This is a genomic window from Mycobacterium sp. IDUB_24 (genome assembly GCF_055419385.1).
Genome location: NZ_JBVAXO010000007.1, coordinates 192385 through 205154 on the forward strand (window position 1 = coordinate 192385; position 12770 = coordinate 205154).

Annotated in this window: 15 protein-coding genes and 1 pseudogene; 6 read left to right on the plus strand and 10 right to left on the minus strand. The window is 66.6% G+C overall.

Annotated elements, in window-relative coordinates; translation table 11 throughout:
- Positions 1–52 precede the first annotated feature (52 nt).
- From ACZYZF_RS23600 to ACZYZF_RS23610, 3 genes are read right to left on the minus strand one after another with little or no spacing between them, the layout of a single operon-like run.
- Positions 53–499, minus strand: coding sequence for a TIGR03618 family F420-dependent PPOX class oxidoreductase (locus ACZYZF_RS23600; RefSeq protein WP_463747093.1), 447 nt, complete (start codon positions 497–499; stop codon positions 53–55).
- Positions 500–509: 10 nt separating this feature from the next.
- On the minus strand, positions 510–932 hold the full coding sequence (locus tag ACZYZF_RS23605) for a PPOX class F420-dependent oxidoreductase (protein WP_463836956.1): 423 nt from the start codon (positions 930–932) through the stop codon (positions 510–512).
- Between the two features lie 23 nt (positions 933–955).
- Complete coding sequence (locus ACZYZF_RS23610; RefSeq protein ID WP_463836957.1) at positions 956–2164, minus strand: FAD-dependent monooxygenase; 1209 nt, start codon at positions 2162–2164, stop codon at positions 956–958.
- 76 nt (positions 2165–2240) lie between these two features.
- On the opposite strand from ACZYZF_RS23610, the gene ACZYZF_RS23615 reads away from it, so the two are divergent.
- Positions 2241–2786 (plus strand): TetR/AcrR family transcriptional regulator, encoded by a 546-nt coding sequence (locus ACZYZF_RS23615; protein WP_463747096.1) that lies wholly within the window; start codon positions 2241–2243, stop codon positions 2784–2786.
- 68 nt (positions 2787–2854) lie between these two features.
- On the opposite strand, the gene ACZYZF_RS23620 is transcribed toward ACZYZF_RS23615, so the two are convergent.
- Together ACZYZF_RS23620 and ACZYZF_RS23625 are read right to left on the minus strand one after the other, a co-directional pair.
- Positions 2855–3451, minus strand: a complete 597-nt coding sequence (locus ACZYZF_RS23620; RefSeq protein WP_463836958.1) for a class I SAM-dependent methyltransferase — start codon at positions 3449–3451, stop codon at positions 2855–2857.
- A gap of 4 nt (positions 3452–3455) precedes the next feature.
- Complete coding sequence (locus ACZYZF_RS23625) at positions 3456–3881, minus strand: pyridoxamine 5'-phosphate oxidase family protein (RefSeq protein ID WP_463747098.1); 426 nt, start codon at positions 3879–3881, stop codon at positions 3456–3458.
- Between the two features lie 118 nt (positions 3882–3999).
- Between ACZYZF_RS23625 and ACZYZF_RS23630 the strand changes: the two genes are divergently transcribed.
- Both ACZYZF_RS23630 and ACZYZF_RS23635 read left to right on the plus strand, forming a co-directional pair.
- Positions 4000–4989 carry an LLM class F420-dependent oxidoreductase gene (locus tag ACZYZF_RS23630; protein WP_463836959.1) on the plus strand — a complete coding sequence of 330 codons (990 nt, stop codon included), beginning with the start codon at positions 4000–4002 and terminating at the stop codon, positions 4987–4989.
- A gap of 137 nt (positions 4990–5126) precedes the next feature.
- Complete coding sequence (locus ACZYZF_RS23635; protein ID WP_463747100.1) at positions 5127–5513, plus strand: hypothetical protein; 387 nt, start codon at positions 5127–5129, stop codon at positions 5511–5513.
- A gap of 51 nt (positions 5514–5564) precedes the next feature.
- Here the strand turns inward: ACZYZF_RS23635 and ACZYZF_RS23640 are convergent, their stop codons facing one another.
- Positions 5565–5942 (minus strand): YybH family protein, encoded by a 378-nt coding sequence (locus ACZYZF_RS23640; protein ID WP_463836960.1) that lies wholly within the window; start codon positions 5940–5942, stop codon positions 5565–5567.
- On the minus strand, positions 5929–6642 hold the full coding sequence (locus ACZYZF_RS23645; RefSeq protein WP_463836961.1) for an SDR family NAD(P)-dependent oxidoreductase: 714 nt from the start codon (positions 6640–6642) through the stop codon (positions 5929–5931). Before ACZYZF_RS23645 ends, ACZYZF_RS23640 begins: the two co-directional genes overlap by 14 nt.
- A gap of 122 nt (positions 6643–6764) precedes the next feature.
- On the opposite strand from ACZYZF_RS23645, the gene ACZYZF_RS23650 reads away from it, so the two are divergent.
- Entirely contained in the window at positions 6765–7697 is a 933-nt protein-coding gene (locus ACZYZF_RS23650) for a LysR family transcriptional regulator (protein WP_463747103.1), read from the plus strand.
- Positions 7698–7739: 42 nt separating this feature from the next.
- Here ACZYZF_RS23650 and ACZYZF_RS23655 read toward each other — a convergent pair.
- Positions 7740–8759: pseudogene (locus ACZYZF_RS23655) on the minus strand (YbfB/YjiJ family MFS transporter); the annotation flags it as partial.
- Positions 8760–8911: 152 nt separating this feature from the next.
- On the opposite strand from ACZYZF_RS23655, the gene ACZYZF_RS23660 reads away from it, so the two are divergent.
- Positions 8912–9592 carry an SDR family oxidoreductase gene (locus ACZYZF_RS23660; protein ID WP_463836962.1) on the plus strand — a complete coding sequence of 227 codons (681 nt, stop codon included), beginning with the start codon at positions 8912–8914 and terminating at the stop codon, positions 9590–9592.
- Between the two features lie 51 nt (positions 9593–9643).
- Complete coding sequence (locus ACZYZF_RS23665) at positions 9644–9988, plus strand: cupin domain-containing protein (RefSeq protein ID WP_463747105.1); 345 nt, start codon at positions 9644–9646, stop codon at positions 9986–9988.
- A gap of 72 nt (positions 9989–10060) precedes the next feature.
- On the opposite strand, the gene ACZYZF_RS23670 is transcribed toward ACZYZF_RS23665, so the two are convergent.
- Entirely contained in the window at positions 10061–10996 is a 936-nt protein-coding gene (locus tag ACZYZF_RS23670; protein WP_463747238.1) for a type IV toxin-antitoxin system AbiEi family antitoxin domain-containing protein, read from the minus strand.
- Between the two features lie 122 nt (positions 10997–11118).
- On the minus strand, positions 11119–12768 hold the full coding sequence (locus tag ACZYZF_RS23675) for a DNA repair helicase XPB (RefSeq protein ID WP_463836963.1): 1650 nt from the start codon (positions 12766–12768) through the stop codon (positions 11119–11121).
- Positions 12769–12770 lie beyond the last annotated feature (2 nt).

Consider the following 12770-nt stretch of genomic DNA (forward strand, 5'->3'; position numbering starts at 1 on the left):
GCTGCCCCTTTTCTTCGGAAAAGGGGCAGTTTTGTGTCTGGTGGGCGGCCGTTCAGCCGGGGTTGGAGTAAACCCGGGTGGGGGAGATCAGCACCGCGGCGCGACGCTCCTCCCGCATGACGCGGTCGTAGGTATCCCAGTCGTCGTGGGTGCCCCCGGCAGCTTCGAACACGGCGCGCAACAGCAGTCGCAGCTTCTCGGCGTCCGTGTCGGGGCTCGGATCGTCGGGCCCGATGATCTCGGCCGTGCCCTCGACCGTCACCCATTGCCAGCCCGCGCGGGCGACGACGGTGGCCCGGGGATCGGCGCGCAGGTGCTGCAACTTTCGCGCCCCGCCGATGGCTACGAGGGCGACAACTGGTTCAGCAGTCCGTGGGTGCGCCATCACGCCGGCGTTGACTACCGAGGACTGGATGCTGCCGTCGACGCGCAGGGTGCTCAGTACACAGAGCCCGTGGTCGCGGGCCAGCATGTCGGCGAACTGGGATGTGTCGGTCATGGCCGCCCCCTCAATTCGCCAGGTCGAATGCGGCTTGGACTTTCGTCGGTTTGACCCGCACCACGAGTTCCCCCGGCACCCCGTTGCGCCGGCCGAATTCTTGGGCGCGGGCGGCGCCCATATATCGGCCGCCGGTGCGGGTGGCGATGTCGAGCAGCTCGTCAGGATCCTCGCTGATCGACGCGACGCCCTGGACTTGGACGAACCCGTACGGCGGGCTGGGGTCGTCGACGCACAGCACCACTCGCGGGTCGCGCGCCAAAGCCCGGCCCTTGGCGGTGTTCTTGCCGGTGTTGAACACCAGTGCGCCGTCATCCACCACGAACCACACGGGCACGGCCAACGGTCGGCCGTCGGCCGCAACCCAACCCAGCACGGCGGTGCGGGTGCCTTCGGACAGGAACGCGATCACGTCGTCGGAGAGTTCGCCCATGCGGCCACGCTACGCCCGGACGATTACCTTTTGAGCGTTGCCGGCCAGGCCGGCAGCGGCATGGTGTCGTAAAGCCGCACGCCCTTCGTGTTGAGCCGAGCGAGTGATTGGACCAAAGCCAGGGGCAACAGCGAGATCAACTGGCCCGCGCCCACCAGTGCGCGGATGCCCCGACCGGTCATGGGCACCACGGTTTTCGCATTCACGCGTGCCAGCTTTCGACTGGCTTCCACCGGCGGGAGCATCGTGCGTTCATATTCGGCGAATGCCGCGGTGTAATCGTCACCGGCCCGGATCATTTCGGCAGCCAGGACGTAGGCGCCGTACACCGCCAAGCTGGTGCTGCCGCCGACCGCGGGACCGGGGCAGTAGCCCGCATCCCCGACGAGCGTCACCCGGCCCTGCGACCACGTGGACATCTGTAGCTGGGTGATGGCGTCGAAGTAGAAGGTCGGCGTCCGCGGTACTTCGTCGAGCCAGCGGTCCACTTCAGGCGCTGTGTGCTCGAATGCGGCACGCAGCTGCGCCTTTTGGCGGTCCGCATCGCGGTAGTCGTAATCCAACGGTTGGCCGGGGCGGAAGATGTACACCGCGCGAGCATCGTCCAGATGGTCGGCGGTGTAGATGCCTGCCATGTGGCCGGGTTTGAAATAGCCGGTCATCTCCCCGTCACGCGCCAGGTCTTTCGGCACCGAAACCACCGAGAGATAGCCACCGAGGAAGCTCTCGGAAACGTTGTCGCCGAACGTCAGACGGCGCACCCCGGAGTGCAGCCCGTCGGCTCCCACCACCACGTCGAAATGCCGGGGTCCGTTGTGCTCGAATGTCACGTCCCCATCGGGTGAGATCGAGGTGATGGTGTCCCCGAAGAGGTATTCGACGTCGGCACGGCCGGCTTGGAAATAGATCTCGCTCAGGTCATCCCGCATGATCTCGACGTGCCGGTCAGACATGGCGCCGATGATCTTGACGTAGTCCAGACGGGTGGATCGCGATGTGCCGGGTCGATGGATGACCATCTCGGTGGTGCCCGTGGCGTGGGCCTCGATCTCGGGCAGGACCCCCATGCGTTCGGAGATCTCCATGGCGGGCCGGAACAGGTCGACGGCGTGGCCGCCCGTCTTGCGCAGGGCCGGTGAGCGTTCCACGACAGTGACGTCGACCCCGTGTCGCGACAGCCAGTAGGCGAGAACCGGCCCGGCGATGCTGGCTCCGGAGATGAGTACCTTCATGATGCCCCCTTACTTAACGGTCGGTAAGTGCCCATGTCGTGAGTTTACCTATCGTTAAGTAAGTTAGGGTGGCTACGTGGCCAAGCCTGTATTGGATACCCGGCAGCGCATCCAGGATGTGGCGCGCGAACTGTTCGCCGAGAAGGGCGTGGTGCGCACCAGTCTGCAGGACATCGCCGACCGCCTCGGCATGACCAAACCCGCGTTGTACTACCACTTCCGGTCACGGGAGGACCTGGTCCGCAGCATCGTGCAACCCCTGATCGACGAAGGTGAGGCCTTCATTGCCGAGCAGGAACGCAAACGCGGAGCCACTCGGGCCTCAGCGCGGGAGCTGCTCGAGGGCTACTTCGACTTTCACTATCGGCACCTGGCCGACCTCGTGCTGATCGTCTCCGAGCTGACCACGCTGGCCGATCTGGGTTTGATCGACCAACTGCTGGCCTGGCGGGCCCGGCTCGGTGTATTGGTTTTCGGTCGCAAACCGACCCTCGAACAGTCCACCCGAGCGGTCATCGCCTTCGGTGGGCTGCAGGACTGCTGCCTGCAGTTTCCCGACGTTCCTTACGAGCAGTTGCGTACCGCCACAGTCGACGGAGCGATGGCCGCGCTCGGGTTGTGAATCAGCCGAGCCGGCGTCTTGGCCTGCGGTGAGCTGGTGGGCCCGGTAACGACACGAATCCGGTTGCGTTATCCGGTGCGGCGGAACAGATAGAACCGCGCCGCCTTCGCCCCGTTCTGGTCCATCGCGGGCTCGTCTCCGCTGGACACCAGCGTCCAGCCCTCGCTGAAGCGTCGTTGCACTTCTTCGAACCCGATACCGGGTACGCCCATCGAACCACCGGGGATGAACGCCACGATCAGCAGCTGGGCGCCGGGGGCGGCCACTGCGCTGACTTCCCGGACATAGGCGTCACGGTCGTCGGCGTTCATGCCGTGCAGACAGCCGCTGTCGACGATGAGATCGAAGCCGGCCCCGATGCCCGACAAACTCAGTTGTGTCACATCAGCTTTGGCGAATATTGCGGGCAGCCCGGCGGCCTTGGCGCGGGCCTTCTTCAGCGGTTTGGCCACATAGTCGACACCGGTGACCCGCCAGCCGTGTCGGGCCAGGTACACCGCGTTGTCCCCGGTACCGCAGCCCACGTCGAGCGCGGTTCCCGGGGACGTCACTGAGTTGCGGGTGCCCTCGACAAGCGCCGTCAGGCTGTGCGCCAACGGGTGGCCGTCCCAGGGCGTGAACCCGAGCCGGTACAGCCACCGGAACAAGCGTTGGCGCGAACTCACGGTGCTATAGCGCTCCCAGATCAGAGGACAGCCAATGCTCGGGCTTGAGGAACACCGCGACGCTTTCGCCATGCTCGCGGCGGGCGAACTCCAGATACGGCTCCACCTTCTCGGGAGCCAGGTAGCGTTTGGTCATCTCGACGAGTTGCTCATCGGTGCCCGGTTCGATGCGGTCGACCGCGCCGTCGACGGCCACATAGCGCACCGTCGGGTCGAGTCGCTCGACCATCAAGCTCAGGTGACCCGCCGCCTCGATCAGCCGGTGCTTGCGGGAGCCGACACCGGTCAGCAGCCATGGCTGGCCACCGGGGGCGTACTGGTACCAGATCGGGACGGTCAGCGGACCGCGCTTGTCTCCTGCGTATACCGACAGTGCGGCGATGTGCGGTTCGGCCAGGAACTGTTCGCGTTCATCCTTGGAAAGTGGCATGGTTACAGCCTAGACCCAGTTTGAAAAACCCTGCTGGACAATGCTTTCAGCCCGTATGGGTGCATATTTGCGTGCTATGCCTGGCCACTGGGCGTCTGGCGTCGTAGAGTCGGGATCCATGCGCTTTGGACTCTTCATCCCGCAGGGCTGGCGGCTCGACCTCGTCGACATTCCCACCGAAGACCACTGGCCGGTGATGCGTGACCTGGCCGCCTACGCCGACGCGGGTGCCTGGGACTCGCTGTGGGTGTACGACCACTTCCACACCGTTCCGGTGCCGACCGACGAGGCCACCCATGAGGCCTGGTCGCTGATGGCCGCGTACGCGGCGACGACGTCCCGCATCAAACTCGGCCAGATGTGCACCGCGATGAGCTACCGCAACCCGGCCTATCTGGCGAAGGTCGCTGCCACCACCGACATCATCTCGGGCGGCCGTGTGCAGATGGGTATCGGTGGTGGCTGGTACGAGCACGAGTGGCGTGCCTACGGCTACGGATTCCCGTCGGCCGGGGTGCGGCTGGGCCGGCTCGACGAGGGCGTGCAGATCATGCGCGACGCCTGGCGCGACGGCCGGGTCAGCTTCGACGGCAAGCATTACCAGGTCGACGGGGCGATCGTCGCCCCGAAGCCACTGCAGGACAACGGTATTCCGATGTGGATCGCCGGCGGTGGGGAGAAGGTCACGCTGCGCATCGCGGCCAAGTATGCGCAGTACACCAACTTCACCTCCGAACCCGAGGCCTTCGCGCACAAGTCGGAGGTGCTCGCCGAGCATTGCCGCGACGTCGGCACCGACTTCGGCGCGATCGTGCGGTCAGCCAACTTCAACGCCGTCATCGGTGAATCCGAGGCCGACGTCGCCGAGCGAGTCGCGCGGTTGCGGGCCCGGCAGACGCCGGTGGCCGGGGAGGCGGCCGTCGACGCCATGCTGGCCAACGTCACCGCACCGGAATCGGCAAGCGGTACAACCGAACAGGTGATCGAGAAGCTCAAGCGGTTGCGCGACCGCGGGTGTGAGTACGCCATTCTGTATTTTCCCGAGGCCGCGTACGACCGGTCCGGTATCGAGTTGTTCGAGCGAGAGGTCATCCCGGCTCTGGGCTAGGCGTGCCGGCACGCATTGATGGCACCCGCGCGGAAAAGCCGTCAAACGTACATCGCGTGACTGGCAGGTGGCCGCAAAAGGTATCTCGGGTGAAACGTGAGGTGGATCGGCACCGCGATGTGCTCCATGATCCCCACGTGACGCTGATATCACGGGAATTCGGGATCGGAAACGTCTCTGCCCCGACAATCGGGGCCGACGTGGCCGCGGTGTTCAACCCCTTGTCGCGCGTGGTTTGCCGCGCGACCGCGGCGGCCGACTGTTCCAGGCCCGCGCACAGCGCCGACATCGCACAATCTCGGCTGTTCGAAGACATCCTGCTCGCCGAAATCGCCGAGCTGCGGGCGAATCTCGCGGCCACCGAACTGCGGTGGCGGCGGGTTCGGGAACGTAGCCGGGTGGCCGATGCGCCGATGCCGGAAGCACTGGTGCGGCTACACGCGCGTATCGCCGAGGCTGAGCGTCTGCTCCTCCAATTGCGGTCCCGGTTCGGCTACGACGGAGATTCACTCAGGGTGATTTGATCTTCAGTCCGCGTGGGCATCGTGTTGATGCCCACGCGGCGCTGAGTTGCCTCAGTCGGGCACCGCTGATACCTGATAGTGGGCGATGCGCCAGCCTGCGTCGCCGCGGGTGAGCAGGACGCTGAGGTTCAGCGGGATCACCGTGCCGTCGGGACGTGTGAAGCCTGCGCGCAGGTAGCCGAGCACCACGGTGTCGGCGGGCCGCCGGGTCTCATCGATCCGGTAGTCGACGGTCAGACCGACCGGCTGGGACTCGTAGTAGTCGAACACCCCCTGCCGGCCCACGCTGTAGGGACGCAACCCCTGGAAGATCGCGTCGTCGGTGAACACCGCGGCCACCCGCTGGGGATCGTGTGCGGCGATGCCGGCTTTCCATTCGTCAAGAACCTCTCGGAGGATCGCCGCCGTGTTCTCTTCAGTGCCCGGCACTTTGGCCTCCGTCCACATGCAGGATCTCGCCGGTGACGAATCCGGCCCGCTCCAAGTACAGCACCGCGTCGACCACATCGTCGATATCGCCCATGTGACCGACCGGGTGCAGCGCCGAGAGGAATTCGTGGGATTCGGGTGCGTGCATCGGGGTGCGGATGGTGCCCAACGCGACGGCGTTGGCGCGGATGCCACGCGACGCGTATTCGATGGCCAGCGCTTTGGTCGCGGCGTTCAGGCCGCCTTTTGTCAGGGACGCCAATACCGAGGGCACCTGCGAGTTGGCGTGGTCGACGAGGCTCGTGGAGATGTTGACCACGTGGCCGCCTTCGCCGTGGGATTCGATCGCGGCGATCCCGGCGCGGGTCAGTTCGAAGAAGCCGCGCTGGTTGACTCCGGTGACGGCGTCGTAGTCGTCGTCGGTGTACTCGGTGAAGGGCTTGGCGATGAAGATGCCGGCGTTGTTCACGATGGTGTCGACGCGGCCGAAGCGCTCGATCGCGGCGTCGATCAGTTGCTTGCCCACGCCGGGTTGTGCGATGTCGCCGGGGACGGCCAGCACCATCGGGTCGTCGCTTTCGCCGATGTTGCGGGAGTTGGCGACGACGGCGTAGCCCAGCTTGCGATAACCCGCGACCAGGGCTTCGCCGATGCCCTGGGAGGCGCCGGTGATGACCGCGACGTGTGGTGTGGTGCTCATGGGGTGGTCCCTTCTCGGATCTGGTCTGATGCACTGCTCAACGTGAACGGGGGCCAGGTCGTGTCCGCCCCGGGGGACCAGTTGGCTCTCTGCTGAGAGTCTGCGCCTACTACGCTGCAACGGTGGAGCTACGTCAGCTGCGCTATTTCGTCACCGTCGCCGAGGAGCTGAACTTCGGGCGCGCGGCCGAGCGGCTGCGGATCGCCGGTCCGTCGCTGTCTCAACAGATCAAGGCGCTGGAACGCGATCTCAAGGTCACGCTGTTCGACCGTGACCGGCGCTCGGTGGCGTTGACGCAGGCCGGCAGTGCGTTGCTGCCGGAGGCGCGGTCCCTGATCCAGCAGGCTGATGAATTACGCAGGCGCGCACACGGTTTGGCATCGTCGGATCCGGTACGGATGGGGTATGTGAACTGGTGCCCGACAGATTGGGCCGACCGGGCCGCGGGCGTGGCGCAGGTCCGGGTGGACACCTGGGTGATGCCGTCGCACACCCAGGCGGCCCGGGTCGCCGACGGCAGCCTCGATCTCGCGATCTGCTGGGTGCAGAACCGTGATCTGGACTCACTGTCTTTGCAGGCCAGGCTGATCGGGGTGGACCGGCTGTACGCCCTGTGCGCGGGCACCGACGAATCACCCGTCAGTGCCCGCGACACCACGGTGCTGATCGATACGGACGCGGCGAGTTGGTCCTCCTGGAACACCTATGGCGAACAATTCGCCACGGCGGTCGGTGCGCCGGTCCTGCGGACCGATGACGGCGGCGTCACCGGCCCCACGTTCTTCGAGCATGTCCGGCGGCTGCGCCGCCCGGTCCTCAACAACCCCAAGGGACAGGACGCGTCGTTGCCCACGGGACTGGTCCGCCGCCCGGTGGTGTCCCCGTCACCGTTGTGGACCTGGTCGCTGGTGTGGCGTCGTGACGAGGCCGGCCCGGCCGTGCTCGCCGTGGTCGACGAGTTCACCCGCGGTATAGGGGATCTCGGGCTGGACGCCCCCGATGTCTGGCTGCCGGAAGACGATCCGCATCACCCCGCACACCACCGCGGCGGCTAGCACCACGACGGCACCCACGAGAAGGGCGGGTGCGAACCCGCGGTGCAACAGCGGTGCCACCACGAGCGGCCCGAGGATCTGGCCCACCGAATATCCGGCGGTGAGCAGGGCGACGGCGCGCGGATACCGCAACAGCCTGCCTGCCGCCAGCGTCAGCGTGCTGACACCGATGAAGGTTCCGCCGAACAGCACCGCGCCCACCAGTGCGGCCGTGACCCCGCCGACCGCGCCGGCCACGGCGATCCCCACGGCCTGCAGGGCCAGCGCCACGACGAGTAGCGCCGGATGCGACCATCGGCTGCTCAACGCCGCCCACAGTGCCGCCGAGGGCACCGTGGCGAGCCCCACCACGAGCCAGGTGCTCCCGCCCAGCCAGCCCGGTGCACCCTGCGCGACGGCCGCCACGAGGAAGGTGCCGGCGATGATGTAGCCGACGCCTTCGAGCGTGTAGCCGGTGAGCAGCAACGCGAACGGCCCGTGTGCCGGCCGGGTTTCGGCGCTCGGAGCGGCCGCGGCGGTGTGTGGCGAGGCGGGCATGGACCAGGCGCAGGCACCCAGCAGCGCCGCCACCGCCGCCGAGGCCCACCAGGCCACCTTCCAGTCGCCGGTGGCCAGGACCAGCAGCGCTGACAGCGCGATACCGGCGCCGACCCCGCCGAAGCCCCATCCGGCCAGGTGTGCGGGATGCCCGTGCAGGTGCTCGAGCATGGTGTTGACCGCGATGACGAACACCAGAGCACTGGCGAAGCCGGCCACGCCGCGTAACACGGCCCATTCGATTGTGTTGGTGGACAAGGGCATTACCGCCAGGCTGACGGCCATGGCGAGCAGGCACGCCCGGCAGGCGGTGACCGAGCGGGCCAGGCGCGGCGAGATCGAACCCGCCAGCGCACCGGCGAGGTAGCCGACGTAGTTCGCGGTCGCGAGGATCGCGGCGTCATGGGCGTTGAGGCCGGCCTGGGCCGACATCAACGGCAGGATCGGGGTGTAGACGAAGCGGCCGATCCCCATCGCCGATGCCAGCGCCGCCGCGGTGCGTGCGACGTGTCCGTGTGTGCGCATCGGCCCATCGTGTGGCAAATCGATCCGTCGGCGCCACGACAAGAAGCCTCCCAGCTGGAAGGCAGTATCTCTCACCGGCAGGGACTGTGGACGCGAGGCGGCGCGTTGAGATGGTGCACCGACCGAGCCGGTCAATCCACCAGGAGGATGCCATGACGAACAACATCACCGCACTGGTCACCGGTGCCAATCGCGGGCTGGGGCGTCATCTGGCCACTGAGCTGCTCGCGCGCGGTGCCAAGGTGTACGCGGCGGCCCGAAACCCGGAGACGGTCGATCTGCCCGGTGCCATACCGATCCAGCTCGACATCACCGATCCGGAGTCGGTGCGCCGCGCGGCCGCCGTCGCGGACGACGTGACGGTGCTGGTGAACAATGCCGGAATCTCCACCAGGGCGCAGCTGCTGACCGGGCCGATCGAGGACATCCGCGCGGAGATGGAGACGCACTACTTCGGCACCTTGAATGTGAGCCGCGAGTTCGTACCCGTGATCGAAAAGAACGGCGGCGGAGCGATTCTCAATGTCTTGTCGGTGCTCTCGTGGTACCACGCGCCGACGTCGGGAGCGTATTCCGCGGCAAAGGCCGCCGAGTGGGCGCTCACCGATGCATTGCGCACCGAGCTTGCGCCCCGCGGGATTCACGTCGCCGCGCTGCATGTCGGATACATGGACACCGACATGGTCAGCTACATCCCGCCGGAACAGAAGACCGACCCGGCGCTGGTGGCGGCCCAGGCCATCGCGGGGTTGCTCGACGGCCGGCCGGAGATTCTGGCTGATGAACTTTCGCGCCAGGTGAAGGCTCAGTTGTCACAGCACGTTCGGGCGTAGCGTGGGAAATCGCTCACGGTTCACCGACAGGAGGTGGCACGATTGGCGGATATGGAGAAGATCTCGCTCACCGCGATTGCCCGTCAGCAGTTGGCCTCAGCCCGCACGGCCAACAGTGGACGCAGTGCCCACACCGTCTACGGCGGGCATGAACATCAGCTGCGCCAGACGCTGATCGCGATGACCGAAGGCACCGGGCTCGACGAGCATGAGAGCCCGGGCGAAGCCACGCTGCAGGTGATCGAAGGCCGGGTCAAGCTGGCCAATTCCGAGGCCAGCTGGGAAGGTTCACCCGGCGATCACATCGTGATCCCACGCACCCGGCACAGCCTGCATGCACTCACCGATTCGGTGGTACTGCTCACCGTCGTCAAGGTCATGGGGCCGCACACCTAGCGCCCAACCGCGTAGTGCTGAAGATCGCGGTCACCAGGTAGCCGCAATCTTCAGCGTAAGCAGTTGTCCACGTCAGGCCGCGAGATCGACGCGGCTGAATTCACATCCTGGCCCGCAGGAGTGGCCGCTCACCGTGATCCCGTGCCGGCGCATCACCTGGGCGATCTTCGCGGCGGTCTGGCATGGTCGGTCGAAAACCTGACGGTACGACAGTCGGATGGTTGAGCGGCCGTCGACCGCGGCGTCGAGATCGCGCTCAAAATCCCTGTTCCGTGCCGATACCGAGTCGTGGAACAGGAGGCCGTCGAGTTCCACCACGAGCCGTTGCCCGTACTCGGCATCGCGGTAGCAGACACCCACCGATGAGGCTGAACGTTTCTGTCGAGTGGCCGGCGGCAACCCATGCGCCCGCTCCACGCGATGGAGATACGCGTGCTCCAGGACCGAGCAGGTGCCCTCGGCGATGTCCACCATTACCGCCCGTAGCCAGCGTCTTCGGCGAATTCGCCGGCGAGTGTCGAGGGCCAGCAGTAGACGCCGCGCGGTGGTGCGCCGTGACTGGCAGGCGTTGGCCAGCACCGCAATCGCGTCGAACTCGGATACGGCCTGGCACGCGACGTCAAGGGCGGCTTCCTCGAAACGCAGCCGCGGCGGCCCGAGATTCCACAGCACCCGCTCCTGCAGGTGTGCGACATGGTGGATACGCACTCCGTTCGGTTCGGCCAGTACACCTCGGCCGCGGCCGACGGCGACATGGATCACCGGGCCTCCGTCCGCCAACGCCGATTCCAGGCACAGTGCTGCCGGAGCTGCGTAAAGCACTGCGGCCCAGGCGCGTTGCAACCAGGTCAACGGTCCGGTGTGATTCACATAGATGCCGTCGTGGACCCGCGCCCATTCGTTGCGTCTGAGCAACCGACGAATGTCGTGGGACCGCATGCCCGCATCGAGGGCTTGCCGACGCGCGATGACCCCCGCCTGTCGGCGCAGCGCTTCGTCGACGTCCACGCCGTCATGGTCGTACACCCGACGCCACGCCCGCCAGAGCTGGTCGCGCACCTGTGGATAACTCGTTGTGCTGAAGATTGTGGTCACCAGATGACCACAAACTTCAGCGTTGACGGACCTGGCTAGATCGCCGGCCCCAACAGATCGTCGGCGTCCTTGATCACGTAGCCGTAGCCCTGCTCGGCGAGGAAGCGCTGCCGGTGGGCGGCGTACTCCGCATCCAGGGAATCGCGCGAGACCACCGAGTAGAACACCGCGCCACCGCCGTTGGCCTTGGGGCGCAGGAGCCGGCCCAGCCGCTGGGCCTCTTCCTGACGGGATCCGAAGGTGCCTGAAACCTGAACGGCGACAGAGGCCTCCGGCAGGTCGATGGAGAAGTTTGCCACCTTGCTGACCACCAGCGTGGAGATCTCGCCGCGGCGGAACGCGTCGAAGAGTGCCTCGCGCTCGGAGTTCTTCGTCGACCCCTGGATCACCGGGGCATCCAGCTCCAGGCCGAGTTCCTCCAACTGGTCCAGGTAGGCGCCGATCACCAGGGTCGGTTCGCCGGGATGGCGTTCCAGGATCGAGCGGACCACCGCGATCTTGGTGTGGACCGTCGAGCACAGCTTGTAGCGTTCCTCGGGCTCGGCGGTGGCGTAGAGCATCCGCTCGTTGTCGGTCATCGTCACCCGCACCTCGATGCACTCGGCGGGGGCGATCCAGCCCTGGGCCTCGATGTCCTTCCACGGCGCGTCATAGCGCTTCGGCCCGATCAGCGAGAACACGTCACCTTCACGGCCGTCTTCGCGGATCAGCGTCGCCGTCAGGCCCAGCCGGCGGCGGGACTGCAGATCGGCGGTCATCCGGAACACCGGTGCCGGCAGTAGGTGCACCTCGTCGTAGATGATCAGCCCCCAGTCGCGGGTGTCGAAGATCTCAAGGTGCTTGTACTCGCCCTTGGTGCGGCGGGTGATCACCTGGTACGTCGCGATGGTGACCGGCCGGATCTCCTTCTTCTCACCGGAGTACTCGCCGATCTCGTCCTCGGTCAGTGAGGTGCGGGCCACCAGTTCGCGTTTCCACTGCCGCCCGGCCACGGTGTTGGTGACCAGGATCAGCGTCGTCGCGCCGGCCTTGGCCATCGCCGCCGCCCCGACCAGGGTCTTACCGGCCCCGCACGGCAGCACCACCACACCGGAGCCGCCCGCCCAGAACGAGTCGGTGGCCATCTGCTGGTAATCGCGCAACACCCAGCCGTCCTCGGCCAACGAGATCGGATGCGCCTCGCCGTCGACGTAGCCGGCCAGGTCCTCGGCCGGCCAGCCGATCTTGAGGAGCATCTGCTTGACCCGGCCGCGCTCGCTGTTGTGGACGATCACGGTGTCGTTGTCGATGCGGGCGCCCAGCATCGGGGCGATCTTCTTGTTGCGCAGCACCTCCTCGAGCACCGCGCGATCCAGGCTGATCAGCATCAACCCGTGCGCCGGGTGCTTGACGAGTTGCAGACGCCCGTAGCGGGCCATGGTGTCGACGATGTCGACCAGCAGCGGCTGCGGAACCGGGTAGCGCGAGAAGCTGACCAGCGCATCGACCACCTGCTCGGCGTCGTGACCCGCCGCGCGGGCGTTCCACAGTGCCAACGGGGTGATGCGGTAGGTGTGCACATGTTCAGGGGCACGTTCCAGCTCGGCGAACGGTGCGATGGCGGCACGAGCCGCCCCGGCCTGCTCATGGTCGACCTCGAGCAGCACCGTCTTGTCGGACTGCACGATCAGTGGGCCGTCAGTCATTC